Annotated in this window: 22 protein-coding genes; 2 read left to right on the top strand and 20 right to left on the bottom strand. The window is 52.3% G+C overall.

Features of this window, described 5'->3' with window-relative positions:
- Positions 1-39: 39 nt before the first annotated feature.
- From ACR9FF_RS09285 to ACR9FF_RS09245, 9 genes are all read right to left on the bottom strand, one after another.
- Positions 40-645 carry a pentapeptide repeat-containing protein gene (locus ACR9FF_RS09285; protein WP_435170548.1) on the bottom strand — a complete coding sequence of 202 codons (606 nt, stop codon included), beginning with the start codon at positions 643-645 and terminating at the stop codon, positions 40-42.
- A gap of 212 nt (positions 646-857) precedes the next feature.
- The gene (locus ACR9FF_RS09280) at positions 858-1,244 is read right to left on the bottom strand and encodes a GIY-YIG nuclease family protein (protein ID WP_127493641.1); all 387 of its coding nucleotides are present in this window, start codon (positions 1,242-1,244) and stop codon (positions 858-860) included.
- A 187-nt stretch (positions 1,245-1,431) separates the two neighbouring features.
- Positions 1,432-1,950, bottom strand: a complete 519-nt coding sequence (locus ACR9FF_RS09275) for a hypothetical protein (RefSeq protein ID WP_435170546.1) — start codon at positions 1,948-1,950, stop codon at positions 1,432-1,434.
- Positions 1,951-2,020: 70 nt separating this feature from the next.
- Positions 2,021-2,476, bottom strand: coding sequence for an SRPBCC domain-containing protein (locus ACR9FF_RS09270; protein ID WP_435172076.1), 456 nt, complete (start codon positions 2,474-2,476; stop codon positions 2,021-2,023).
- Positions 2,477-2,583: 107 nt separating this feature from the next.
- Complete coding sequence (locus ACR9FF_RS09265; RefSeq protein ID WP_435170544.1) at positions 2,584-6,930, bottom strand: S-layer homology domain-containing protein; 4,347 nt, start codon at positions 6,928-6,930, stop codon at positions 2,584-2,586.
- 145 nt (positions 6,931-7,075) lie between these two features.
- Positions 7,076-7,927, bottom strand: coding sequence for an NAD-dependent epimerase/dehydratase family protein (locus ACR9FF_RS09260; protein ID WP_435170542.1), 852 nt, complete (start codon positions 7,925-7,927; stop codon positions 7,076-7,078).
- Between the two features lie 31 nt (positions 7,928-7,958).
- The gene (locus tag ACR9FF_RS09255; protein ID WP_435170540.1) at positions 7,959-9,071 is read right to left on the bottom strand and encodes an AbrB family transcriptional regulator; all 1,113 of its coding nucleotides are present in this window, start codon (positions 9,069-9,071) and stop codon (positions 7,959-7,961) included.
- 27 nt (positions 9,072-9,098) lie between these two features.
- Positions 9,099-9,749, bottom strand: a complete 651-nt coding sequence (locus tag ACR9FF_RS09250; RefSeq protein ID WP_435170538.1) for an MBL fold metallo-hydrolase — start codon at positions 9,747-9,749, stop codon at positions 9,099-9,101.
- Positions 9,750-9,941: 192 nt separating this feature from the next.
- Positions 9,942-10,343, bottom strand: coding sequence for an Rrf2 family transcriptional regulator (locus tag ACR9FF_RS09245; protein WP_015843559.1), 402 nt, complete (start codon positions 10,341-10,343; stop codon positions 9,942-9,944).
- A 142-nt stretch (positions 10,344-10,485) separates the two neighbouring features.
- On the opposite strand from ACR9FF_RS09245, the gene ACR9FF_RS09240 reads away from it, so the two are divergent.
- Positions 10,486-11,919, top strand: a complete 1,434-nt coding sequence (locus ACR9FF_RS09240) for a PLP-dependent aminotransferase family protein (protein WP_435170536.1) — start codon at positions 10,486-10,488, stop codon at positions 11,917-11,919.
- A 170-nt stretch (positions 11,920-12,089) separates the two neighbouring features.
- Here ACR9FF_RS09240 and ACR9FF_RS09235 read toward each other — a convergent pair whose 3' ends face one another.
- From ACR9FF_RS09235 to iolD, 8 genes are all read right to left on the bottom strand, one after another.
- On the bottom strand, positions 12,090-12,218 hold the full coding sequence (locus ACR9FF_RS09235; RefSeq protein WP_268960325.1) for a hypothetical protein: 129 nt from the start codon (positions 12,216-12,218) through the stop codon (positions 12,090-12,092).
- A 148-nt stretch (positions 12,219-12,366) separates the two neighbouring features.
- Positions 12,367-13,374: a LacI family DNA-binding transcriptional regulator gene (locus tag ACR9FF_RS09230; RefSeq protein ID WP_435170534.1), complete on the bottom strand. Its 1,008-nt coding sequence runs from the start codon at positions 13,372-13,374 to the stop codon at positions 12,367-12,369.
- Between the two features lie 111 nt (positions 13,375-13,485).
- Positions 13,486-14,301 carry a 5-deoxy-glucuronate isomerase gene (gene iolB / locus ACR9FF_RS09225; RefSeq protein ID WP_317979212.1) on the bottom strand — a complete coding sequence of 272 codons (816 nt, stop codon included), beginning with the start codon at positions 14,299-14,301 and terminating at the stop codon, positions 13,486-13,488.
- Positions 14,302-14,316: 15 nt separating this feature from the next.
- The gene (gene iolG, locus ACR9FF_RS09220) at positions 14,317-15,357 is read right to left on the bottom strand and encodes an inositol 2-dehydrogenase (protein ID WP_127493621.1); all 1,041 of its coding nucleotides are present in this window, start codon (positions 15,355-15,357) and stop codon (positions 14,317-14,319) included.
- Between the two features lie 24 nt (positions 15,358-15,381).
- Complete coding sequence (locus ACR9FF_RS09215) at positions 15,382-16,827, bottom strand: CoA-acylating methylmalonate-semialdehyde dehydrogenase (protein ID WP_435170532.1); 1,446 nt, start codon at positions 16,825-16,827, stop codon at positions 15,382-15,384.
- Positions 16,828-16,855: 28 nt separating this feature from the next.
- The gene (gene iolC / locus ACR9FF_RS09210) at positions 16,856-17,857 is read right to left on the bottom strand and encodes a 5-dehydro-2-deoxygluconokinase (protein ID WP_435170530.1); all 1,002 of its coding nucleotides are present in this window, start codon (positions 17,855-17,857) and stop codon (positions 16,856-16,858) included.
- Positions 17,854-18,771 (bottom strand): myo-inosose-2 dehydratase, encoded by a 918-nt coding sequence (gene iolE, locus ACR9FF_RS09205; protein ID WP_435170528.1) that lies wholly within the window; start codon positions 18,769-18,771, stop codon positions 17,854-17,856. The genes iolC and iolE overlap by 4 nt, the downstream gene beginning before the upstream one ends.
- Before the next feature lie 22 nt (positions 18,772-18,793).
- A complete protein-coding gene (gene iolD, locus ACR9FF_RS09200; protein WP_435170526.1) occupies positions 18,794-20,659 on the bottom strand; it encodes a 3D-(3,5/4)-trihydroxycyclohexane-1,2-dione acylhydrolase (decyclizing) in 1,866 nt (621 codons plus the stop codon).
- 263 nt (positions 20,660-20,922) lie between these two features.
- On the opposite strand from iolD, the gene ACR9FF_RS09195 reads away from it, so the two are divergent.
- On the top strand, positions 20,923-21,273 hold the full coding sequence (locus ACR9FF_RS09195; protein WP_435170524.1) for a VOC family protein: 351 nt from the start codon (positions 20,923-20,925) through the stop codon (positions 21,271-21,273).
- A 411-nt stretch (positions 21,274-21,684) separates the two neighbouring features.
- On the opposite strand, the gene ACR9FF_RS09190 is transcribed toward ACR9FF_RS09195, so the two are convergent.
- The 3 genes from ACR9FF_RS09190 to ACR9FF_RS09180 are packed head-to-tail and all read right to left on the bottom strand — an operon-like array spanning position 21,685 to position 25,682.
- Complete coding sequence (locus ACR9FF_RS09190; protein ID WP_435170522.1) at positions 21,685-23,952, bottom strand: FAD-dependent oxidoreductase; 2,268 nt, start codon at positions 23,950-23,952, stop codon at positions 21,685-21,687.
- A gap of 1 nt (position 23,953) precedes the next feature.
- The gene (locus ACR9FF_RS09185) at positions 23,954-24,781 is read right to left on the bottom strand and encodes a carbohydrate ABC transporter permease (RefSeq protein ID WP_015843545.1); all 828 of its coding nucleotides are present in this window, start codon (positions 24,779-24,781) and stop codon (positions 23,954-23,956) included.
- A 16-nt stretch (positions 24,782-24,797) separates the two neighbouring features.
- A complete protein-coding gene (locus ACR9FF_RS09180; RefSeq protein ID WP_435170519.1) occupies positions 24,798-25,682 on the bottom strand; it encodes a carbohydrate ABC transporter permease in 885 nt (294 codons plus the stop codon).
- Positions 25,683-25,747: the final 65 nt, after the last annotated feature.

The following is a 25,747-nucleotide window of genomic DNA, read 5'->3' as shown; positions in this document are numbered from 1 at the left end:
CTAACCACTCTATCCTAGCAGATTTTTAATGCGCTTTCATCATTCTACCTTAGCGCCTAGCGACCTGAGCAGCACAATCGCTTGTATGGCATCCATCCGGGCTCCCTTAAGATTAACCGTCTTCCAAGGTACGCCTTCCAGTTCGGCCCCCCGCAAGTCCGCGCCGCTTAAGTTCGTTTGCGTCAGGTTTGCCCTTGTCAGATCGCATTTGCGAAGATCGGATTTCTCGAGCGAAGCTCCCATCAAATCGGCTTCCACGAAGCGGATATCCCTCAGATTTTGCTTGTCCAGCTTTACATGCCTGAGGTTCGTATAGGACCAGTCGCCTTTAACTATCGTTATTCCGCTCAGCTCGGCACGCGTAAAGTCGGAGCCGGTCATTTTGCAGGCCGTGAACTTTGCGACAAACAGATTTGCTCCTTCCAACAAGCAATTCGTAAACGCCGACTCAGTATGCACGGAAGCATTAAGCGCGGCGCCATGGAAATCGCATTCCTCGAACTTGCAGCCCGTCGTAATAGCTTCCTCCAACCGAGCGCCGATAAACTTGCATTTTATGAAAGCGCAGCGCGTCAGCTCGGCTTCCCTGAAATCTTCCCCGCTGAAATCAACGCCATCAAACTGCCGATCGGTATAAGTCAGCATGGCTATTCCCCTCTTCCCACGTCAAGCTCCGATAATGTCCTAAATTCGATTGTAGGTGAACAAGGATAGAGTAGCAAGCTTAACTACGTCGCGGGCATCGCTTTCTGAAGCTTTTTGCTTGTTTTATTCGCACCGAATGCAAAAACAACCCGCAGCCTCCAAAGGAAGTCGCGGGTTGTTCCGTATATTATCGCATGACAGGTTGTTACGATTTAATTCGCGCGCGGCCGGCGGTTATAGCCTTTTTCTTCATAGGGCTGAAGCTTCTCGATCCAAAGCTCGAGTAGAGCATCCACTTCCGCCTGATATTTTTTCAGCTCGGAACGGTCCGTCACATTCTCTTCGCGCGGCTTGATCGAATCCAACTCTTCAAAAACAAAGCAGCTTCCCCCGTATTTGTTCCAATCCTGCTGCAATTCGAATACGGTGTTCATGTTTGTCTGCTGCATGAAGGCGAGCCGGTTCTTTGCCCCATCCAAATCCATTGAGCCAAGCACCAGAATTTTCCCGTTCTCCGTATTCCGAATCTGATAAACACCCATTCTCCGGAAGGTTTGGGCGTAAGCCGTCCCTAGCTCGCGCTTGCGCTGTTTCTCCATTTGCTCATCATCCCCTTCATACTTATTTACTAATTTACTAAATAAGTAACGTAGTCAAGATTAGCATACGTTGCAGTTTGGCGTCAACCGATGCGCGAACCATGTAACCGATAAACAAACCCGGACATAACAAACAAGGCTAGACAATCCTGTCTAGCCTTGCGAAAATAACAAACAAAAAATCCGGTTAAGCGGTCAGCTTGATGATTCTAAGCGATGCACTGGCGATAGGCTGGTCGGCTACGCCTCCAAAGGGCGGGTATTGGATGACCGCGCTAATATTGATTGCGGTCTGAGTGCTGGTCGCAGGGATAAGCGCCCGAAGCTCGACCACATCATTGGCACCTAGACGCATTATAGCCGTTGCCCCTACGTCGTTGACTTGCTGACCGTCGGTTACAGCTAGCCCCGAGGTGGTTGCGGGATGCAAGGTGCCGTTAATAAAAATTCCGAACGCGCAATGGGTTGGAGGCGGCAGAAAGGACACGCTCCAATCTGCCGTGTAATCTCCGGCTGTCGGCACCGTTAACGAAGTAGCCGTTGCTACATCCGGTGGGCCATCATTTTCGAATACGTTAATTATATTGTTAATTTGGTTGATCTCGGTAACAAACGTGTTTTGCTGTACGCTCATAAAGTTGACCGTTTCCATCGTAATAAACAACTGATTAATAATAAGCTGCTGCTCCATCGTTTTATCAATCAAGGACAGCTCGGCAGGTCGATAAAATCTTTAAGCAGCGTGAGCAGCTTATCTTTTGCCTCAAAAAAGGCGATTACCGCGATTCCGCAAAACGCTTAATTCCATCCATATAATCGGACTCGGGATAAGTCGCCTTGGCATGCTCATAGCCGGCATTGCCAGCCGTCCAGTCACAGGTAAGAATCTGTCGGGTCTCCTCTCCTTCAGGAATAATACGGAAGTGCATATCGCAATAATTTGTCTCATGATGAGGGTCGTAAGCCGGCGCGGCATGCTGTTCATAAGCAAATTCATGGTTGGGTTCATAGCTGCGTACAAAACCGTATACATGCAGCGTGTTGTCTCCGTCCGCCCCTTGCCTGCGGAATTCAATTCGCGCTCCCGGCTCAAAGGTGGATTGCATCGTGCATCCAAATAAGGTTGCCTGAGCCCCCTCTGAAGTGGCAACCGCAGCCCATACATCCTCTGGCGCAGCCTGAATAACAATATCAAACGTAAGCTGATTACGACCTGCCGTAATTTCGGCCATTCTTTTCACATCCCATCATCCTATTAATCTACGCGATTAAGCATGCCATGTTTAATATGGAAATTAATACTAGAAAACCACGCAGGTTGGCGTGGTTTTCTAGCTGCCTATTGCTCCAGAAGCCTGAGCAGCAGCACAACAGCCTCGGCGCGCGTGGCCGTTCCATTTGGCGCAAACAGATTGTCTCCGCGCCCGTTAAGGATTCCTGCTTGCTTTAACGCTTCTATCGCTTGTTTCGACCATGCCGGAATAGCCTCATCATCGCTGAATCCCGTAGTCCCGGCGGAAGCTGCCGGCAATTGGAGGATACGCGCAATGATAACCGCCATCTCCGCACGGGTAATGGCAGCGTCCGGACGGAAGGTTCCGTCGGCATAGCCGTTAATTATACCGGCATTGACGGCGATTGCAATCGCATCTTCGGCCCATTCCTGAATGCTTGCTCCGTCGGTAAACGTCGCTTCCTTGCTTGAGACCGGCAGCTGCAGTGCCTTCACGAGCATAACGACAAATTCGGCACGCGTAACGGTATTGTCCGGACGGAACGTACCGTCCGCATAGCCGTTCACTATCTTTTTCTCCGCAGCTTGCTTGATCAGTTCCTCCGCCCAATGCCCCTGAAGATCCTTAAAGACCGGAGCCGGAACTGCTGTGCGGGTAACGGTCACTTTATACGTTTTTGTATTGCCGTTCTCCGCTGCTACCGTCCACTCCAGCACGTTAGCTCCAAGCGTTAGATGAACGGAGCTTTGCGATGCCGGAACCTGGCCGTTTACTTTGAGCCCTATTCTTGCCTTGGAATCCGATACAGTCGCGCTTACTTCTACTTGATCAGCTTCCGTCTCAGCCGTATAGTCGGTAGTAGCCGGGCTGAAAGCTGGGGACAACCTGATGGCTTGCCCTTTGGCGGACAGGCTGATGGCTTTCAAATTGGCATCACTGGATAGCGATGGACCGCTGATCACCGGAGGCGGAGCTACTACCCGCACCGTACGGCTGACTTCGTCGGCCGCATTGCCGGCATCATCAGTCGCGTTATAGTGAATTGTATAGACGCCAACAGTATTTACATCTACAACATCGCCTGTTGTAACAACGTTATTTAAGTTTCCTTGTCTGCTGTCCGTTGCCGTTGCTCCTTGATCTTGATAAGCCGTGCCTCTCGTGATCTGAATTTCCGCATCGCCGTTAAGCGTAATAACCGGCTTCACTGTATCTATCGTCCAAGTGTACGATGCGGCTTCGCCTGTTACTTGGCCATTCCCGGCATGAACTTGCAAGGTATGTGGTCCGTCGGCAAGCTCCGATAATACGAGAGGTGAAGCCGACGCTGTCCAGTCCGAATCATCCAAGCTGTATTCAAAGGTCGCATTCTCCTCGTTGCTTATAAAGCTGAAAGAAGCCGAGCTGCTGTTGGCAAGGGCATTAGGCGCGCCGGTAATCGTAGCGGAAGGTCCTTCCGACACGACCGGCTCCAGCACGCGGACCGTACGGGTTACGGTAACGGCGGCATTGCCTGCGGCATCGGATACATTATATTGAACCGTATAGTCTCCTGCCGTTGTTGGATCAACCGTTCCCGTAACCGTAATCTGCCCGGTTAAATCCCCGTCATGATTATCCGTAGCAGCTGCTCCGGGATCGGTGTAAGCCGTTCCCTTCTCCAATTGAACAACCGGGTCGCCGTTTATCGTAATCACCGGCTTCACCGTATCAATCACCCACGTGTACGGGACAGGCGTTTCGTCCGTATTGCCAAAAATATCTACCGCGCGGACATACAGCGTATGAGAGCCGTCCGCAAGCTTCGAAAAAGTAACCGGAGAAGTACAAGCTGCATAATATTCACCGTTGTTATCCAGGCTGCACTCAAAGGTTGATCCGTCTTCATTGCTGCCGAACGTAAACGACGGGGTACTGTCGCCCGATACGGCTGCCGGTGAAGAAACAATTGCGGTATCCGGCGCAGTTGTGTCCACCTGCGTATTCTGATATACGCCGTATACGTTAAATTCATTGATGGACCACCAGCTGCTGGATGTACCGGTCTGAACCAATTTGATATAGCGGACGCCCGCTGCCGTGACATTAATGGTTGTTGCACCGCTTGCTCCATTGCCGCTGGCTGCGCTGCTTCCCCAATTCGTGCCGTCCGCGGATACGTATACTTCATAGCTCTTGGCATAATCGGACCCGCTCGATTCCGTTACAATCTTCGTAATATCCGCTGCCGTTTTCATATCCACGATAATATACTGGCCGTTTGCCATCGGAACTCCCGCACTCCAACGGGTTCCTGCTCCATCGAACATATTGGCCGGAGCATCACCGCTGGAAGGCGACGATTCCGCCGTCCAGCCTGTGCGGTCAAGCGCGCCGCCGGATATTTCCGGCGTTACGGCCGTTGCCGGGCTGCTGGCTGCCGATCGGTTGCCGCTTCCGTCTTTTGCCACGATTTTATACGTATAGCCGGTCAACGCCTTTAACCCCGTACTGTTGTATGCGGTAGCGATCGTAGATCCGATCAGCGTGTTGTTCCGGTATATCTCATAACCCTCAACGCCAACGTTATCGGTCGAAGCCGTCCAGCTGAGGTTAATCTGACTGCTGGATACCGGCGTTGCGGTCAAGCCTGTTGGAGCGGTTGGCGCTTCCGCGTCGCCCCCCACGAACAATTTCATCGTTTGTCGCATGTTGCTGCTGGAGGTTACGCTTCCGCCGTTGCCGTTGACAATATGCGTAATCTCGCTGCCTGAGGTTCCGTTCAGCCAAATCGTCGTCAGATTATGCAATTTGATGCCCGGATTAGCCGGTGCTTCAATCGCGTTCTCCAGCTTAACCGCCGCATCCCGGAAGTACGAATAAATGCCAAGCCCCCAAGCTTCATGGCTGGTTACTTGATCGCCGATTTTGTAAGAGGCGTAACCGTTAACCGTTCCGTTATGGCTCATCCAGGATTGTTGATCCGGAACATCGTAGGGGATTTCCGATTGATAGAAATATAACCGTCCGCCGTTGCCGTTCCAGACCGTTTGATATTCATTATGATGCTCGTTAAATAGACCGTAGATGGTAACGTCGTCCCCATTAACGACAAGACCGTTCTTCGAGACATTGGATGTCCACGCTGCTCCGGCTCCGTGGTCGGCGCGCCAGATCCAGAAGTGATCGCCGATGACATCATTGCTGTTAATTTCGAGGGCCGTGTCATTGCTGCCATTCACATGACCGCCGGTGCGGAAGAACACATCGGAGAGCAAGATCGGATTGGCCGAGTGATCGGTTGCGCTACCCGGTTCACCTACCTTCAGTAGCGTAGAGGAGGTTTGCTCGCCTGCCTCGATAACAAGCCCGGATACGTTAACCCCGTCTACATCGTCAATAACAATGACGTCCTGCCCGTTATCCGGGATCAATGTCGGCAGTCCGATGCCGTATACAACGGTATTCGGGTTGGTTACGTGAATCGTGTCGCTTAAATGATAAATGCCAGGGGTGAAGAACAGGTTTTTCCCATCCTCCAAAGCGGCGTTGATAGCTGCCGAAGTAGCCGAGTCTGGCTTCGCGATATAGAAATCATCGATGGAGATCGACTGCCCCGGCGTCTGGCCGTTCACCCAGCTGACGCCTTGCGTATTCGTCTCGAGCGAAGGAACAAACACTTGGTAGTGTCCTTGGTGATCGACGTAAAGATAAGGCTTTTCTTTCACAACCGGCGTTTTATCGATGACTGTATAAGGAGAATCCGGGAATTCGCCGGAAGGCGCGTTTTTATCCCCGACGAACACCATGTTCCATACGCCGTTCGACCAGCTGTTCCATTCGCTGTTGCGGGAGAACCATTGCTGCTGGGAAGCCGGAATAATATTGGCGTCGATCTTGGAATCCGCCAGATATCCGCCGCTCGCCCAGCCCGCATCCCAGGATGCCGTAAAATCAAACAGATGCATATCCTTGCTTACGACATGCACGCGGCGCATCGGGGCCGCCTGTGAGACGGCGTATCTGACGGTTGCATTCGGATCTGCCGGAGCGATCTTCACGTTCTCGATGGAACGCCAGAAGTTTCGGGTAGCATTGCCGTTATCCCATTTGGCATCGACATTTAAAGCGCCTGTTATCGTAACATCATCCGGGTTCTGACCAAGACCCGCTACGGATGTATTGAAGCCGACATTCATATTGACGTTGTAGGTGCCCGGCTTGAAGAGCAGCGCATACCGTTCGTCGCCGAATTCGTTTCTTTCCTGATTGCCGTATACGGCGCTAGTAACGCTTTCAATATCGGATTTAGACATAGATGGATCGAAGACATACACATTAGGCCCAAAAATCGTGGAGTTAGCGGGGGAACTCGGAATGGCAGCATGCGTGACTGCGGGATAGACGGTGTTAAGACTGATGGCAAGCGCCAACGCGGAAACGGCGGCCGTCACCTTCTTCATCTTCTTCATAATTGCCTCTTTACCTCCCAAATCTTATTGGATGGAAGTCTAGGTGGCAGGTCTAACTAAATAATAACGCTTTCATTTCCAGATGAAGGAGGGGTGAACTTTAGAATATTGGTGTTGTAAAATTAAGGACTTGATACATAATGTCTCAAGTCCTTAACAATTGATCCCGCCAAGACGGGTATTTAGGCGTCCATCCGTATTGCTGTTTAGCCTTTTCGTTCGAGGCTCCCCGCTCGCCGCGGTTCATGCCATCCTGCGTAACCGGCTCCGTCGCGGCAAGCGTCTTGGCATATAACGGCAGCCAGATCTTCCCCTCCGCCGGTTCATCATCCACGATGTTTACGGGACCAGCCGGCCAATCCAGCGCCTGAAGGGCAGCGCGGGCTGCGTCCTCGATATGAAGGAACGAGGTTCGGCCGTCGGTTGCCTGAACCTTACCCTGCTTCACCTGCCCGGCAAACATCCCGCTCTCATGGTCATAAAACGTACCCGGCCCATACAAGGCACCATACCGCAAAATAACGGAATGCGGCATTTCCGCTGCTGCCCGCTCCATCGCAATGACACCGTCAACCGAGATTTTTCGCGGCAGCGGCGCTTCCGCATCCAGACGATCCTTTTCGGTTGCGACCGATTCGCCGGGCTCGTAAGCCCACGAAATACTCTGCACAATCATTCTCGGCACCCCGGCAGCCAAGGCTGCATCAACCAGGTTACGAGTCCCCTCTATGCGGATTCTCGCATTATCCGCCAGATTCCATTGGCTTAGAGCGGTCAGCTGATGAATCACAACATCCGGACGGTAATCCTTAAGCAGCTCAAACAGTCTGTCCCGGTCGAATACATCGGCAACAACGGCTGCTGCTCCTGCTTGCTCGATTTGCTTGAGCTTGGAAGCGCTTCTGCTTAATCCCATTACCTCGTGTCCCGCTTCGGTCAGCAAAGGCAGCAGCAATCGTCCGACAACGCCGGCAGCTCCGGCAACCATAATTTTCATAACGGGTTCATTCTCCCTTCAATTACGGATTTTATTGCGGCTGCTCCGTGCGCGGGCTTTTCAGCTTGATCCGCAATAACAATCGCAATAGCGGCGATACCGCAAAGTAAATAAAGAATGTACGGAACAATTGATAACCGGATACCATCGACAGATCCGCATTGATCTCATGGGCCAATATCCCCATCTGATCCATCCCGCCCGGCGCAAGACTAAGTAAAGCGGTAGACCGCGATACCGGATGAAGCAAGGTCATGAGCTCGCTAAGCGCCCAAGCGCAGAGCATTAACACCAATCCGCTTACTATGGCAAAAGAAAACGTCCTTACCTTCCGCTGGAGCTTGCCCGGCTTAAGCAGCAGCCCGACATACGTGCCGATCATCAGCTGCGATGCGCTTATTAACGTAGACGGAAGCAACGGCCCGTGCAGCCCGATTCCTTGGAGAATAGCTGTAGAAATCGCGGGTCCAAGCAGAAAAGCGGTCGGAAATTTGATCCGGTTGCCCGCAATCGCACAAATGACGCATACCGGCGCAAAAATCAGTATGTTCGGGAATAGAGCTGCCCAGTTTTCATGTTTGGCCGCGATCGGCACGGCTGCAGCCGCCGCGTCATGCACTTGTCCGAAGATCGGACTGAACACGAGTAACGGAATCCCAATGACAATAATCATCAGCCGGACGACCTGCGTCACTGTAACAACGGTCAAATTTACGCCTTTCGTCTCCTCGGCAAGCGCCAGTACCTGCGACAAACCGCCGGGTATGCTGCCAAGCAAAGCGGTCATGAAGTCCGTATCCGAAAGCCTCGATACCGCAAAGGCAATTCCCCCGCATAATAGCAGCAAAATAACGGTCATCAGGCACATCGTCGGCAGCTGCGCCCCCATCTCTTTCAGAGCCGTTCCCGTCATGGACAGACCGATGGTATACCCGACAATCATCATGCCGGAATTGCGAATTTGGCGAGGCCATCTATATTTGCCTTTCCATGCGTTTGATCCGATTAACACCGCAATCATTGGCCCTAGCAGCCACGGTATCGGGGTATTCAGTAGGTAAAAAATGATCCCGCCGCCAACGGCGGTTACGAGAGTTATCAAAAATTTAAATCCGTTTGATTCCGATATTGCTTGCCTGCCCATCGTTACAATCCTTCCTTCCCTTACCCGTTAATCATACAGGAAAGTAACGATGCCTGCATAATCCTTCAGCGATTCTTTTTTCACGTCAAGCTCCTTCACTTCCCGGCTAGGCTTGCCGGCTGCCGAGATGAACTTCTCCACTTTATCGAACAAAAGCTTGCCGGGCAGTCCAAGCGCCTTGGTCCGGTAATGCATCGGAATCGTAATGGCAGGATCGAGCTGGTTCATAACCGCCGCGGCATCCGTACCGTTTAAGGTCATCTTTCCGCCAGCCGGAACCATTAGAATATCCACCTTTCCGATTTGAGCGATTTGTTCCGCTGTCAGCAGATGTCCCAGGTCACCGCAATGACATACCGTCAGGTCCCCAGCCTTAATCACAAAAACGATATTAGGGCCTCTTTTCTTGCCGCCTACTTTGTCATGGAAAGTCGGGATACCTGAGATGGACACCTCCTTTTTCCCGTATCCTCTTGGCTGATTAACCAGCATATATTCGCCGGAAGCCACCTGAATCTGGTTATGGTCCTTATGATCATGCGTGACGACAACGATGTCGGACTCGATATTTTTGGGCATCCTGTAGCCAAGGAGACGTCCGTAAGGATCGATTAAGATCCGCGTGCCTTCGTCTGTCGTCAGCAAGAATGAAGATTGGCCATACCATTTGATTTTCATAAAAAATCCCCCTTTGAATATGTGCGTATTTTTGCACATTTTGGAACAAGGTGAAACGGCTATCGCCTTCCTTGGCGTAGCGCGTTTCAATCCGGAGAATTCTAAGTCATGCTTATAAGATAAATCTTATAAATTCTTAGAATTTGAGAAAACCTCTGTCGAGGCTGCTCTTGAATGGATGAACGACTATTTCTAGTCCAATAAATCGGATATCGTATAGTTGCCCAGCACAAAATAAACCTGGTCGGAAATATCCGCCATGATTTGCTTGAAAGATTCGTTTACTTTTTTGCCGAAATGATGATTCCCGGTTGTGTCCAGCATGCGGTCCCATGGAGGCTCCTCTTCATGCACGGTCTTATATACCTCGCGGAGCGTAACAAGCTCCGGACGTTTCGCCAGCTGGTAGCCTCCGGTACGCCCTTGCTTCACTTCAATGATACCGCCCTCCACGAGCTGCGACAGAATCTTGCGCAAAGCGGTTGGCTCGCAATGAATCCGCTCTGCAATTTCGCTGCTTGTCAGCAGCTCTGTCTGGGAAGCCAATACGATTAAGGCCTGTACGCCAAATCCAAACCGTTTCAGTTGTGCCATAGCTGACGGACCGTTTCCTCCTTCGCAATAATATGTGCTAATTTTAGCACACTTTAATCGACATGACAAAATCAACGTCCCTGCTTCAGATTTAGACGTATGGCTCTTCCGTATAGTATTGTATTGCTTAGAGGTGAACAGCATGTGGAGACCGGACAGAAATGATAAAAAACCGTTGTATCAACAAATCGCGGACTATCTGGAGCAAAGAATTTCGTTAGGGGAGCTGCCTCCCGGCAGCCACTTGCCTTCTGAACGCAAGCTGGCCGAGCAATTGGGCGTTAACCGGAGCACCATTGTCCAAGCCTATGAGAATCTTCGCGCTTCCGGAATGATCGAAAGCCTGACGGGAAGCGGCACCCGCGTCTGCGGGCATCTATGGGGCATGGATCCCGCGCCGAATTGGAGCCGCTACGTGGAAGGCGGTTCGTTCCTGCCTAACTTTCCATTCATGCGCAGGATTCGGGAAGCGGTTCAAAGCGGAGAGCCGTTTATTAACTTCGCAAACGGAGAATTAGCTCCGGAGCTATCGCCTAACGAAGAGATTGCGTCGATTATGCGGAACCAGCCGTTTCATGAGCCGCTCGGATACGGAGATCCTCAAGGCTATGTCCCGCTCCGCTCGGCAATAACCGGGTTTCTCCAAGAGCTGCGCGGGATTCAGGCCACCGATGATTCCATTCTGGTTACCTCGGGCTCTCAGCAATCCTTGTATCTCATTACGCAATGCCTGCTGAATCCGGGGGATGCCATCGCGATCGAAAATCCGTCGTATTGCTACTCCCTGCCCATGTTCCAATCGGCGGGAATCCGCTTGTTCGGATTAACGGTTAACGAAGATGGGGTTGATCCGGAGGAAATACGGGCTCTTTACAAGCAGCACCGGATCCGCATGGTATTTCTCAACCCGAATTTCCAGAACCCAACCGGAATGGTCATGAGCGCCCAGCGGAGAGAAGAGGTCTTGAGTTGCTGCGAGCAGCTCGGAATACCTATCGTTGAGGATGATCCGTTCAGCTTGACCTCCTACGATGACGCCGCTCCTCCGCCTATCAAGGCCATGGACCGGAACGGGAGCGTCTTATATATCGGTTCCTTATCGAAGGTAGCGGCTTCCGGCCTTCGGATAGGCTGGATGGCAGCGCCTCATACCGTTATCCAGCGTCTGTCGGATGCACGGCAGCAGATGGATTTTGGCCTTAGCTTGTTCCCGCAGTGGATAGCCGCGCATTTGCTCGAGTCCGCTTCGCTTGCTCCGCATCTGGAACGACTGAGGGATTCGCTTCGTTTGCGTCGGGACATAATGGCGGAGGCGCTGCATCGGAAGCTTGGGAGCGAGGTCTCCTTCCATTTGCCCCAAGGCGGGTTAAATCTCTGGTGTAAAATCAATCGAAAAATCAAAGATTACCACCTGCTTAATAACGGAATCAAGCATGGCGTATTATTCATTCCGGGCAGCGTATTTGGCACAGAGCCGGGGTTTGTCCGATTATCCTATGCCCGTTCTTCCATCGACGAAATTGTGACAGGGATTGATAAATTTGCCGCAGCCTTGAGAGAGACGATGTCCAATTGAGAAAACCTCTGTCGAGGCCTCTCGAAGATGAGCGACCGCGTTTATAGGTAGGTTTTATCGCCAAATCGAATTTCAGTTTTCAACTGTTATCAAAACTTAGATATTCTATTGTGGTAAAAAAGACGTATGCCATGTCCTCATTCCGGACACAATGCATACGTCTTTTTCTTTTAATGAGCCTTCTGCTCCGCTTCTAGAAGCTCTTCGCCGCGGACAGCCATACGTCCGAATAATACAATAAGAAACGGACCGGAGATAAACGCCGCCGTTAGAAATATAAAGGAGATGAGTTCCTTCATGCGTAACCACCCTTTGCGTTATGATGTTAGTGACCTCATCATAAAGTCCGGGCATGCTTCTGTAACCAGCCAATTTTGCGTAACTTATGCCATCCAATCCGGCACGGAACAAACATGAAATGCCTCCCGGCTTACAGGAGGCATTTCATCAGGTATTTGCTTTAGCCGTCGATTGACGGATATTGATTTCCGGCCGCAGCACGATTCTTTTTTTGACCGGCTCGGCTTCGTCCAGATTGGAGATCATCAATTGAAACGCCTGCTTCGCCATGCTGGCAATCGGCTGTGCTACCGTCGTAAGCGGCGGATCAACGACAGACGCCAGGATCGTATCGTCAAAGCCAACAATCGACAGCTCCTCGGGCACCTTGATCCCGAGACTCCTCGCTTCCTGCATCGCCCCGATTGCCAGCACGTCGTTACAGCAGAATATCGCCGTTGGACGGTCCTCGCGGCCCAGCAGCTCGCCGGCTCCGCGGCGTCCTTCCTCTACCATGTAATCGCAGATAACGAGATTGCGATCGTCGAATGAAATCCGGCAGTCGTGCAGCCCTTGCTTGAAGCCGCGGATCCTTTCCCGGGCGCTGCTTACCTTCAATTGCTCGGACAAGATCGCAATCCGGGTATGTCCCATATCCGCCAAATGCTGCGCAGCCATGAGCCCGCCAACATAGTCGTCGGCAACAACCGTATCCACCTCCAAAGCCGTCGCTTCCCTCGAGATCATCACGATCGGGATATTCCTGGCCTGCAGGTTTGTCAGGATGTCCAGGTTGTCTACCCCGGTTCCAATAAGAATGCCGTCGACGTTCTTTTGTTCCAGCAGCGCAATATAACGTTCTACTCTCTCGTCTTTATTGTCCGTGCTGCACATGATCACGCTATACCCCAATTGATGCGCCTGATCCTCGATAGCCCGCGCAATCTCGGAGAAGAACGGGTTGGATATATCCGGTATAAGCAATCCCAGCGTATAGGTCTTCTTCCCCATCAGGGCGGAAGCGTTTACGTTCGGCTGGTAATTCATCTGCTCCATTATTTTAAAGATTTGTTCCCGTCTTTTTTTGCTGACATTGCCTTTTCCGTTAATGGCATTGGAGACAGTGGCAATCGAGACCCCTGCTTCTTTGGCCACATCGTATATGGTTGCTTTCATGCCGAATCCCTCTGAAAAGTAAGATGGGGGATAGATGACCTATCCCCATGATTTCTTATTATGAGTGTTTCTATCGGCAGTTGCAACCGTGGAGAGCGCCAATTGCCGGGCTTACTTGGCCGTAGAGTTCAAGATCCATTGATGATCGGGATCATTGTGGAATTTCCATATCCGGCGCGGTCCAGCCATGACATTCAAGTAATAGACTTCATAGCCGGGAGGTGCGGCAACCGGATGATAGCCTCGCGGAACAAGCACGGCCTCGCCGTTCTTCACGACCAGCGTCTCATCCAGATCCCTTTCATCCGTATACACCCGCTGAATCGCGTAGCCTTGTCCCGGATCTACCTTGAAATAATAGGTTTCCTCCAAGAACGATTCCTCCGGAAGGTTATCCCGGTCATGCTTGTGAGGCGGATAGCTGGACCAGTGGCCGCTTGGCGTAAACACTTCTACGACTAGCAGACTGTCGGCCGGCTCCTGCTCCGGTAAAATATTTTGGACGAGACGTTCGATATTGCCGGAGCCCCTTACTTCCGTCCCTACCTGTTCGGGCGCGATCAAACGCGCTTCATGGTTTCCGTGACCGGGCGCGGAGCAGACGGCAAGCTCCAAGTCGGTAAGAGCCTCAATTCCGTAAGATTGGCCATTGGGGACATAGACCGAATACGGCGGGATTTTCTCGAAAACACTCATCCGTCGGCCGATTTCGCTCCATTCCTTGCCCGCCGCCTTTACGTTGGCCAGCCCGCTCAGCAGAACCAGGCATACTTCCTTGTCTTCCGTTTGTCTCTCGACGACCTGGCCCTTCTGCAATTTCAGAACCTCGAAACCGACGTAGGTCCATCCGGCCGATTCAGGCGTAATGGACAGGACGGAGCCATCCGGACCCGCTGCGCTCTCTGGAGTGACGATAAGCTTGGACATGTTCGTATACCTCCGTTATAGTATGGCAGACTGCAACAGCAATTCGTCCAGCTCTGCCAGCTTGATCGATCGGTTCAGCTTGCAGGACAGCTTCGCGGCAAGCGCGATCCGTTCCGCCTGCAATCCGTCTTCTCCGGTTACCGGCAGTGCCGTGCCGTGAACCAGACTGTCGATAAACTGCTTCGACTCATCCGCGTAAGCGCCCATATAACGCTCCAGGAAGAAATGCAGCGGTTTGTCGGAAATAATTCCTTCCGCCGTGCTCACAACAGCCGTATTCGGATGGTCGTTGGCAATCGCCACGCTGCCCTTGGAGCCAAACACTTCAACGCGTTGATCGTAGCCGTACACCGCCTGGCGGCTGTTGTCGATAACGCCAAGAGCGCCGTTCGCGAACTTCAGAGTAACGATCGCCGTATCGATATCCCCGCATTCTTCGAATACCGGATCAACGAGAACGCTGCCTTGCGCGAATACTTCCACAACCTCGCTGCCGGATACGAAGCGCGCGATATCGAAATCGTGAATGGCCATGTCCATAAACAGTCCGCCGGAAACTTTAATGTATTCCTTGGACGGCGGGTTCGGATCGCGGGAAGTGATCTTCACGATATGCAAATCCCCGATGGTTCCCGCTTCCACATGCTCTCTTACCCGTTTGAAGTTATGATCGAAGCGGCGGTTGAATCCGATTTGAAGCTTAACTCCGGCTTCCTTCACCGCTTTTATCGCTTCAGCCGTTTCCAAGACGGACATGCTGACCGGCTTCTCGCAGAAAATATGCTTGCCGGCTTGCGCTGCCTGCTTGATCAGCGGCACATGCGTATCGGTGGAGGAGCAGATAAAGATGGCATCGATATCAGGATGCCCGATAATGGCGTCGGAATCTTTGGTCAGAAGGCCAATCCCTTTTGCCTCCGCCCACGCTTCCAGCTCAGGTCCGGCGAAGAGATCGCTGACGCCAACGATCTCAACCTCCGGATGCTTAAGCAGATTTTCCGCATGTATTTTTCCGATTCGGCCAGCGCCGATGATGCCGATTTTCACTTTTGACATCGAGTAAACCTCCCGTATGATCGATTACCAGCGTGTTGTAACCATTTTCTTGCGCGTGAAGAACTCGACGCCGTCGGTGCCGTTCGCGTGCAGGTCGCCGTAGAACGATTTTTTCCAGCCCGAGAACGGGAAGAAGGCCATTGGAGCCGGAACGCCCAGGTTAACGCCAAGCATGCCCGCATCGATCGTTTCGCGGAATTGGCGCATCGACGCCCCGCTTTGGGTGAACAGGCAAGCGCCATTCGCGAATTCGGAACGGTTAGCCAGCTCGATCGCTTCGTCCAGCGTGTCTACGCGCACAATCGACAGGACCGGAGCGAAAATTTCGTCTTCCCAAATTTTCATCTCGCATTGCACCTTGTCGAAGATGGTTGGACCAACAAAATAGCCTTGACCGCTTGATGCCGCATCCTTCCGGCCGTCGCGGATCAGCAGAGCGCCTTCCTTCTCGCCGATGTCGATATATTTGAGCGTGCGTTCCTTGTGAGGTCCGCGAATAACAGGGCCAAGGAAAACGCCGTCTTCCATGCCGTTGCCGATCGTAATGTTGTCGGCCGCTTCCTTAAGCTTGCCGACAAGCGTGTCGCCAACCTCGCCGACGGCCACAACGACGGAGCACGCCATGCAGCGCTCGCCCGCGGAGCCAAAGGCTGCGTTTACGATTTCTTTTACCGTCAGATTCAGATCCGCATCCGGCATAACAATCGAGTGGTTCTTCGCGCCGGCAAGCGCCTGTACGCGTTTCCCGTGCGCCGAAGCCGTTTTGTACACATACTCGGCTACCGGCTGGGAGCCCACGAACGAAATCGCCTTAATCGTTGGATGCTCCAGCATGCCGTTAACGACATCGTGAGCGCCGTGAACGATATTAAACACGCCTTCGGGAAGTCCCGCTTCCTGCAGCAGCTCGGCCAGACGATTAGCCAGAAGCGGCGTACGCTCCGATGGCTTCAGAACAAAGGTATTGCCGCAAGCAATCGCAAGCGGGAACATCCAGCAAGGCACCATCATCGGGAAGTTGAACGGCGTAATGCCGCCAACAACGCCAATCGGATAACGGTACATGCCGGATTCCAGGTTGGTTGCGATATCCGGGAGCTGCTTGCCCATCATCAGGTTTGGAGCGCCGGCGGCAAACTCCACGCATTCGATTCCGCGCTGTACTTCGCCGTAGGCTTCGTTGTAGCTTTTGCCGTTCTCCAGCGTTACTAGCTTCGCAAGCTCATCCCAGCTGTCGACCAGAAGCTGCTGATATTTGAAAAGAATGCGCGCTCTCTTCGGCACCGGCGTGCGGCTCCAAGTTTTGAATGCTTCGGAAGCCGTGCGTACAGCCAGATCGACGTCTTCTTTCGTAGATAATGGAACGTTGGCGAGAACTTCTTCGGTAGCGGGGTTGTAGACGGGCTCGCTTTGCGTTGCTGCAGCTTCCACCCATTGGCCGCCAATCCAGTTTTTTAATTGTTGCGTCATAGGAGCACCTCTTCCTTGTATTTGCGAATTAGACTACAATTTCACCGCGTTCGCAGCGGGCGATATAATCATGAACCTGCTCTGCTCTTGGCATGGCATCCGAGCAGCTGTGGCTGGAAATAACGATACACGCGGACGCGCTGCCGAATTCCATGCTTTTCTCGAGCGTCCAGCCCTGCATAACGCCGTACAGGAAACCTGCCGCATAGGAGTCGCCTGCGCCAAAGGTCTTGATCACCTTGGCCGGGAACGACTTGGCCCGGTGGCTTGCCCCGTCCTTCGTGTACGCAATGGAGCCTTCTTTGCCATGCTTGATAATGACGATTTGCGCCGAATGATTGAACCATCTCGATGCCGTGCTGTGATCGCTATGCTCCTGCTCGAAGCATTCCATCATGTCGAACTCTTCCCGCGTGCCAAGGATAATGTCGCATTTCTCGGCGGCAAGATTATAATAAACGGCTGTTTCCTCTTGCGATTTCCATGTATAAGGGCGGTAATCCAGATCAAAGGCAATAACCGTACCATGCTTCTTCGCATATTGAAGCGCTTGGAACACCGCTTCGCGCGAAGGACTTTGGGCAAGCGCCGTTCCGGATATAAGGAGCAGCTTGGATTTGGCGATCAGCTCTTCATTCACTTCGCTTGGCGTAAGCAGCAGATCGGCCACGTTGTCGCGGTACATCAGGATGCTGCAGTCGGTTGGACTCTTGATCTCGGTAAAAGCAAGACCGGTAACCGCGCCCGTGTAGTCGTTTACGACATTGCTTGTATCAATTTCGTTCTTCTCCAGATAATCACGGATAAAACGGCCCATCTGATCATTGGCGATTTTGCCGATAAACGCAGTCTTCAGAGTGAAGCGCGACATGCCGATCGTAATATTGGCCGGAGATCCGCCCACATATTTCGTGAATGTACTCGTCTCTTCCATCGGACGGTTAATTTCGTTCGCGTTCAGGTCGATGCAGAGACGGCCGATTGCCGTAAAGTCGAGAGACCGGTCAGCCGGAAACGTGATGTCGTTCATTGGGATTCCCCCGCTTTCGTAGGAAGTAGCGACTCCAGATAAGTGATGGCTTTGGACGCGAATTCGAATGCCGGAGCTTTGACAGGATCCTGTTCCCCCTCAAGCATGGCCCAGCCGTTGTAACCACGGGCCAGCAGCTCCTCCACAACCGGACGGAAATCAAGATCGCCGGTTCCCGGAACCGTAAATACGCCCTTGCGGATGCAAGTGATAAAATCGGCTTTTTCCGCTCGCGCTTCATCCAGCACTGGCTGCCTAACATCCTTCAGATGAATATATGCGATCCGGTTATAATGCTTGCGAAGCACCTCAATCGGATTGGCTCCGCCATAGTAGGCATGCCCCGTATCAAATAGCAGGTACACGAGGTCCGGGTCGGTCAGCTCCATCAGGCGGTCGATTTCTTCCGGGCTTTCTACGGCCGTACCGCCATGATGATGGTAGGACAGCTTGAGGCCATGCTGCTTGGCTATTGCTCCGGCTGCGTTCAGCCCTTCGGCAAGACTCTTCCAGCCCGCCTCGTCTAACGGAATAACTTCCTTCTCGTGAGGAGTGCGGCGCGGATCGAAATGCAGCGAACCGCCTACTTCGCAGGTGCTGATCACCGTACTGCCCATTTCCTTAAGGAATTTGACATGCTGCTCGTAAGCCGCAAGCTCTTCCTCCCGGTAAGCCGGATCCGAGAAAAGCACGGATTTCCATTGGGATACAAGCTTCAGGTTTCTTTTCGCCAGCTCTTGCTTCAGAACCTCGATATCCGTCGGATATTTGCGTCCCATCTCGGTTCCGGTCAAGCCTAGCCGCTGCATATCGTCCATAATCTGCTCGTAAGTGGTGTCGGCGCCATGCTCCTTCACGTCTTCTCCGACCCAGTTGATCGGATGGGCGCCAATCTTGAACGGCAATGTTTTCATCAGCCTCAGCTCCCTTAGCGTCTTATATCGTTCTTGCGGCGCGGATCCGCTGTTTCATGTCCACATGCGCGTCCAGCACTTTATTGCTGACCGATACTTCCGGTACGCCAACGTTCCACCAGGATTCGTAACCGGCTGTATTGGTACCCGGCACGACGGGAATTTCGATCAAGGTCGTTACCGTCTCTTGCTTGGCTTGAAGGAGAGCTGCCTTAAGCTCCTCCGCGGAATTCGCCTTATAGGCTTTGGCCCCTAAGCTGCGGGCATGGGCTGCAAAGTCAATTGGCATATAGCTGCCGGTAAGACGTCCCGAAGCCTTGTCGCGGTAGCGGAATTCGTTGCCGAAGCCTTCGCTTCCGTGGCCGCGCTGCAGGTTATGAATACACTGGAAACCATGGTTATCGAATAACAAGATCGTGATTTTGACGCCTTCCTGCAGGCTTGTAATCAATTCGGAATGAAGCATGAAGTAGCTTCCGTCCCCAACAATTGCATAGACCTCCCGTTCGCCGGCAGTTGCCAGTGCCGCTCCGAAAGCTCCGCTCACCTCATAGCCCATGCACGAAAAACCGTATTCCATATGGTACGTTTTCGGTTCGGCCGGTCTCCACAAGCGGTGCAGGTCCCCCGGCAGGCTGCCTGCCGCGCAGACAATAACGGAGCTTGGATCAATCGCGTTCTGAATGACGCCAAGCGCATGGGTCTGGGCAAGTCCTTGCTCATGCTCCAAGGCGTATAACCGGTCTACCTCGGCATCCCAGGTCTTCTTCAGATCCGCAACTTCATGGTCAGCGTAAGCGGTTTGGTAACCGGATGCTTCAAGAGCCTCTGCAAGCTGCTTAAGTCCCAGCTTGGCATCGCCGGTCAAGGCGGCACCGCCCCATTTGGCGGAATCCAGCGGACTCACGTTAATATTTATAAATTGAACATCATCCGCAAAAGCCGATTTGGACGATGTGGTAAAGTCGGAATACCTTGTTCCCACCCCGATGATGACATCCGCTTGCTTCGCCAGCAGGTTAGCGGCCAGCGTTCCCGTTACTCCAACGCCGCCAACATTGAGCGGATGATTCCATGGGAGTACGCTTTTCCCGGCTTGCGTCTCCGCTACCGGAATGCCGTACGTCTCCGCCAAGTCTTGAAGCTCGCTCACGGCCGATGCGTACAATACACCTCCGCCGGCAATAATAAGCGGCTTCTTCTTGCCCTTAAGCAGCTCTGCCGCGCGTTTCACGGCGCCCTCGGCAGGCGGACGGCGGTCGATATAATGAATGCGCTTACTAAAAAACGCTTCCGGGTAATCATAAGCTTCTGCCTGAACATCCTGCGGCATAGCCAAGGTCACGGCCCCCGTCTCTGCCGGGTCCGTCAACACGCGCATCGCTTGGAGCGCTGCCGGCATGAGCTGCTCAGGCCGTACGATACGGTCCCAATATTTGCTGACTGGCTTGAAAGCATCCGTAGCGGATACCGTATAATCGGAAGCGACTTCCAGCTGCTGAAGCACCGGATCCGGCTGGCGGGAAGCAAAGTTGTCTCCGGGCAAGAGCAGTACGGGTATGCGGTTCACGGTAGCGGTTCCGGCGGCGGTTACCATATTCAGCGCGCCAGGTCCGATGGAAGAGGTGCAGGCATAAATTTGCAGGCGGTTCTTCTGCTTGGCAAAGGCCGCGGCCGCATGCACCATGCCTTGCTCGTTTTTACCCTGGATCAAAGTCAGACTGCCGGGGCTATACTCCAGCGCCTCGCCAATCCCCGTTACGTTGCCGTGTCCAAAAATCCCCATGACGCCTTGAACGAACTTGATCTCCTCGCCATCGACTGAAACATACTGCGCATCGAGGAACCGAACCAAAGCCTGAGCCATCGTTAATCGGATAGTAGTCATAGTACCTCCCGTTTAGTTAATCGCTTAATTAGACATAAAATAAGTAATTATAAGACTTTATTCGACAATATAAAACAAAGTTAAGTAAAATTAGTTAAGCGCTTAACTCCATTATACATACCGCCCTGTATTTTTCAATTCCTTTTTGAAAGAAAATTTGATGATCGGCTTCAAAACCAGTGGATTATGTTCTGATTAAGGAAGAATGAACGGACAGATGTCGAATGTATTTTATATTGATGCTTATATCCGGGAGGTCTGAAATGAAGGTCAAACGAATCGTCGCCAATATCCATGCAAAGGATGCCGCAGCGGCAAAATGCTTTTACCAGGATGTGCTTGGTCTTGATTTATTGATGGATCATGGTTGGATTAGAACCTATGGTTTACATGAGGAGATGAGCATTCAGATTAGTTTCGCTTCGCAGGGCGGCTCGGAAACCCCAACGCCCGATCTATCGATTGAAGTCGATGATCTTGATGCTGCATGGGATGGCATGAAGAGGGCTGGATTCCCTATAGAATATGGTCCTGTTAATGAGCCTTGGGGCGTTCGGCGATTCTATGTCCGCGATCCGTTCGGGAAGCTTATTAACATTCTTGCTCATGAATAAAAGGCGGGGACGATAATGCTGCGCCTTTAAGGCCGTGAGTTGTTTCTTATAATATAAGGTTAGGATACCTGGTACCGCCGCTCCATTTTGTCACTGTACGCTGGATTTCCTCCAGTGAACTCAGCAAAATGAGGAACTATTTTGTGCTACGTTGGAATCACTCCATCAAAAAAGCCAAAAATGAGCTGAATGATCAAAATTGAGCTAATTCTATTGGAGATAATCCAACGTAGAACGTCAGCTCCACTAGAAACACCTCATATTACTGTATTAAATCCAACGTAGAACTCTGTTATCTATTGTTGAAGTAATTCCGTGTTGAGGTAGTTTGCAGAAGAAACAGCAAGAGATCGATCAAACTATGAAAACAGCAGTACAGGGTTAGCCCCTGCACTGCTGTTAAAAATAACCTTATTCATAAATGCGGATTTCGATCACTTCGGCATGTTCGCCTCCGTTGGTTTCCTTTACCACAACCCGGACCCGGTCCGTCCGTACCGGTTTACCCAGCGTGTGGATTTTTTTGCGGGTGCGGTTCATGCCGTCGCTTGCGACAGTGATCCATTCGCCGCTTGCCCATGCCTGCAGCTCATACGATTTGGCAACCTCCGGAATAACAAGGAATGGCGTTTCATGGTGATGAAGGTTAATCAGATCCTCGTTCACGTCATCGTTAAAGGTAATATGAACTTCCCTTACATCAGCCGGCTCTTCAAGCGTAATCTCCACCCATTCCTCCCGGCCGTCTGCCAACGGCTGGGACACCCACAAATGCGGGCCGCCATACGGACGCACATAACCGTCAATGACTTTATCCGGGGCAAAAGCTTTTGTCCCAACCGCGAAGCAGAACGGTTTGCGGACCAATCGTTTCATGGACCACTCAATTACCGGCTGATCCGGCTGATGGTCCTCCAGATCGGAGCTTACAATCGGCTTAACGCCTCTCTCGAACGCTAGCACGCCGGTAACCGGAACGGCTGACGTATGGAGGCTTGCCGCTTCGTTTGCCCGGACAATAACAAACGCATTGCAAGGCTCATCACCAAAGAGCTCACGGTCTGCGGGCACCTCCACCCATTGGTTCACTCCCGCTGCAACCGGGATGGTCAACGCTTGCTTAAAGCCTGCCGGAACATAATTCTCCGGACGCCCCGTATCCCAGAGCTCCACGTTCAAGCTGGTTGCGTCGGATGCGGACACGAGAATTTGCAATCCGTCAAAGCCGCCGTCCGCAGGAAACACGAATCCGACATCCGAAGTAAGCCGATACTCTTCAGCCGGACGATCAAGCCGGATTTGCGTCATCGTACTGGATGCCGTCACCGTTCCCGTTCTCGCCAAATCCGCCGGATCTTCATTGCGCAGACCAATAATGGAAGCATCCATGCGCAGCATCGTTTGCTGTAGCTCGGTTAAATGCCGCTCGCGCAGCTCGCGCGGCGTTATGCCTTTGCTGGCCGACAGCGCGGCGCCAACGCCGGCTGCCTCCCCCATTACCGCGCAGGTTGCCATCACGCGGGTTGTCCCGAAGGCAACATGAGAAGCGCTGACATTGCGTCCCGCGAACAGCAGATTGCCGACATTCCGGGAGTACAAGGAGCCGAACGGAATATGGTAGATGCCGTCGGCATGGAGATGCTTGGAGCCGCTTTCGGTTGCGTACATGCCTTGCGGCGGATGCAGGTCAATCGACCAGCCGCCAAAGGCGATGCGGTCCTCGAACGGACGCTGGGAGATCACGTCGTTTTGCGTCAGGATGGTATCGCCCAGAAAGCGCCGGTATTCCCGCTTGCCCGGAATGGAGCCAACCCATTCCAGCGTCATATTCTCGGCTTCGAATTTGCCGGAGTTTTTAATATAATCCCAAATGCCGTATATAACGGACCATAATTCATCCCGGATCCGTTCGTTCTCGTGAACGGTATCCAGCTCGCCGCCCCATTCGATCCACCAGTAATGGCAGCCGGAATCGCCGCTGCGGATGACGCGCTTGAGCGGAATCGAGGTCGTCGTAATATCTTTCGCAAACGATGGGGCAACGAACCTGACCGGCTTGCCGGTATCCTTCGTGTAGAACAATAAGGTACTGCCCAGCGTAATATCGTCGGCAGCCTCCGGTGCCCAATCCTCCCCGTACTCCTGACGGGCCTCCCGGCCGATGCGGTATGCCGCCCCCGCGAGGAAGCCAACCAATCCGTCTCCCGTACAGTCAAGGAATACGTCGCTCTCGAACGTCATTTCCCGCTCCGAGCCCATCATCCAGCCCGTTACGCTGCGGATAGTCCTGTCATCGAGTTCTCCATCTGCCTCCACTTCCCTGACATCCGTATTCATATACAAGGTTAGATTAGGCTCCGCTCTTACCGCTTCCAGCAGCGTCACATCCCACAGGTAAGGGTTGCCTTCCGGATTGCGGTACTGGTTCTGAATAAAAAGTTCTCCCATGATGCCCGTTTCCCGGGCATACCGGTTAACGCCATGCCCGGTAGCGCCGCATACCCATACCCGCACTTCGGAGCTGGAATTGCCGCCAAGCACCGGCCGGTTATGGACAAGCGCCACCTTTTGCCCCAATCTTGCCGCGGCAATCGCCGCGCTGATGCCTGCCAGACCTCCGCCAATAACCGTCACATCGGATTTTACCGTCTCGTGTCTCATGTCATAAGCCTCCTTCAATTTAGCCTTTCACGGCCGAACTGGAAATACCTTGTATAATGTACTTCTGGCCAAGCAGGAAAATTAGAATCATAGGAACGATTGCCGCCGAAGAGGCTGCCATCATGCCGTTGTAGTCAACGTTGTTTTCCAGAACGAAATTCTGGAGGCCTAGAGGAATCGTATACAGCTTGGGGCTTTGCAGGAAGACAAGCGCATTCTCGTAATCGTTCCATTGCCAGGAAAAATCGATAATCGCAAACGTCGCCAAGGCCGGCTTAGCCAGCGGCAGAACAAGCCGGAAGAATATCCGGAAATGTCCCGCCCCGTCTAGAAAGGCGGATTCCGTAATCTCCTTCGGAATGCCCAGGAAAAACTGCCGGAGCATAAATACGCCAAAGATCGAGAACATGGCAGGCAAGATCAGCGCCCAGTGCGTGTTATAGATATGAAGCCAGTTAAACATGATAAATTTCGGAACAAAGATAACTTGAGGAGGGATCATCATCATGGATAAATATACCATAAAAAGGGTGTTCCGCCCTTTAAATTCCGTGCGGGCAAAGCCGTAAGCGGCAAGTGCCGACATAAAGACGGCGCCGGCCGTGCCTATCACCGATATTTTCAGAGAGTTCAAATAATAAGGCAAAAAGTTATAGCTTCCCGACCATATCCGCTTATGACTGCTTAAGTCGAGCTTCGAAGGAAGCCATTGGCGGAATACTTCGCTTGGAGTCTGGAAGGATGTGCTGATCATCCATAAGAAAGGGACAATCATAAACAACCCTGCGATCAGCATCAAGATCGTAACGGAAAGCTTAACCGGTAGGTTCTTATTGGTTTCAATCATCAGGCTTGCTCCTCTCTTAGTAATGGACCCAGCGTTTTTGGCCAACCCACTGGATGATCGTAATGATAAGAATAAAAGCGAACAGGAACCACGATATCGTTGACGCATAACCCATCTCATAGTAACTGAAGGCTGTTTTGTAGACGAACAGCGACAGTATGGTCGTGCTGCCGCTTGGACCGCCGCCCGTAATAGCCTGGATAAGAGAGAAGGACTTAACGGTCATAATCAGACCGGTAATAAGAAGCATAAATGTCGTTGGACTGACTAGCGGCCATACGATCCGCCAGGTAATGGTTGCCGAGCCCGCTCCGTCGATCCGCGCGGCTTCCAGCTGCTCGGTCGAGATTTCCTGGAGGGCCGCCAAGTATATAATCATGTTGTAGCCAAGCATAAACCAGATTTGGATAACGTCGATCGCATACATCGCCGAGCTTGTATCCGCGAACCAGCCCGGAGGCGATACGATGCCGATTAAGCGAAGCACTTCATTGATTGGTCCTTGGGACGGCTGGAACAACAGCATCCAGACAAACGCAACCGCTACGCCGCTTGAAATATACGGCAGGAAGAACATCCCCCTGAGCAGTCCCTTCAAGTACACGCTGCGGTTGAGCACCAGCGCAACGAGGAACGCCAGCCCCAGCGAGACGGGAACGGAGAACAGGAAGATGGCGGTATGCTTAAGCGAAGCATAGAACTGATCATCGCCGAACAAACGGTTGATATTGTCCATGCCGGTGAACTTCCAGTTGGGATTAGCGAATTGATAATCCGTAAACATCATGAAGAATGAATACAAGGCTGGCAAAATAAAGAAGGCCACAATGCCCAGCATATTCGGTAAAACAAACGCGTAACCAATCCAGCCTTGCTTCTGAATCCAGCTTTTCCTTTTCACAGAAAACGCCGCCTTTCTTGATCGTATAGAGCTTTCTGAATATAGAAAAGAGAGAAGAAGGAAGC

Source organism: Paenibacillus glycanilyticus (assembly GCF_051200795.1).
Classification (GTDB): domain Bacteria; phylum Bacillota; class Bacilli; order Paenibacillales; family Paenibacillaceae; genus Pristimantibacillus; species Pristimantibacillus glycanilyticus.
The sequence above is the reverse complement of the archived record's forward strand: the minus strand, read 5'-3'. Positions and strand labels throughout refer to the sequence as shown.

Coding starts and splice junctions, on each gene's coding strand:
- ACR9FF_RS09240 (WP_435170536.1), top strand. CDS start 10,486: ATGTGGAGACCGGACAGAAATGATAAAAAACCGTTGTATCAACAAATC.
- ACR9FF_RS09195 (WP_435170524.1), top strand. CDS start 20,923: ATGAAGGTCAAACGAATCGTCGCCAATATCCATGCAAAGGATGCCGCA.
- ACR9FF_RS09270 (WP_435172076.1), bottom strand. CDS start 2,476: ATGGCCGAAATTACGGCAGGTCGTAATCAGCTTACGTTTGATATTGTT.
- ACR9FF_RS09285 (WP_435170548.1), bottom strand. CDS start 645: ATGCTGACTTATACCGATCGGCAGTTTGATGGCGTTGATTTCAGCGGG.
- ACR9FF_RS09245 (WP_015843559.1), bottom strand. CDS start 10,343: ATGGCACAACTGAAACGGTTTGGATTTGGCGTACAGGCCTTAATCGTA.
- ACR9FF_RS09235 (WP_268960325.1), bottom strand. CDS start 12,218: ATGAAGGAACTCATCTCCTTTATATTTCTAACGGCGGCGTTTATCTCC.
- ACR9FF_RS09185 (WP_015843545.1), bottom strand. CDS start 24,781: ATGATTGAAACCAATAAGAACCTACCGGTTAAGCTTTCCGTTACGATC.
- iolE (WP_435170528.1), bottom strand. CDS start 18,771: ATGAAAACATTGCCGTTCAAGATTGGCGCCCATCCGATCAACTGGGTC.
- ACR9FF_RS09215 (WP_435170532.1), bottom strand. CDS start 16,827: ATGACGCAACAATTAAAAAACTGGATTGGCGGCCAATGGGTGGAAGCT.
- iolG (WP_127493621.1), bottom strand. CDS start 15,357: ATGTCAAAAGTGAAAATCGGCATCATCGGCGCTGGCCGAATCGGAAAA.
- ACR9FF_RS09230 (WP_435170534.1), bottom strand. CDS start 13,374: ATGAAAGCAACCATATACGATGTGGCCAAAGAAGCAGGGGTCTCGATT.
- ACR9FF_RS09265 (WP_435170544.1), bottom strand. CDS start 6,930: ATGAAGAAGATGAAGAAGGTGACGGCCGCCGTTTCCGCGTTGGCGCTT.
- iolD (WP_435170526.1), bottom strand. CDS start 20,659: ATGACTACTATCCGATTAACGATGGCTCAGGCTTTGGTTCGGTTCCTC.
- iolC (WP_435170530.1), bottom strand. CDS start 17,857: ATGAACGACATCACGTTTCCGGCTGACCGGTCTCTCGACTTTACGGCA.
- ACR9FF_RS09255 (WP_435170540.1), bottom strand. CDS start 9,071: ATGGGCAGGCAAGCAATATCGGAATCAAACGGATTTAAATTTTTGATA.
- iolB (WP_317979212.1), bottom strand. CDS start 14,301: ATGTCCAAGCTTATCGTCACTCCAGAGAGCGCAGCGGGTCCGGATGGC.
- ACR9FF_RS09260 (WP_435170542.1), bottom strand. CDS start 7,927: ATGAAAATTATGGTTGCCGGAGCTGCCGGCGTTGTCGGACGATTGCTG.
- ACR9FF_RS09280 (WP_127493641.1), bottom strand. CDS start 1,244: ATGGAGAAACAGCGCAAGCGCGAGCTAGGGACGGCTTACGCCCAAACC.
- ACR9FF_RS09250 (WP_435170538.1), bottom strand. CDS start 9,749: ATGAAAATCAAATGGTATGGCCAATCTTCATTCTTGCTGACGACAGAC.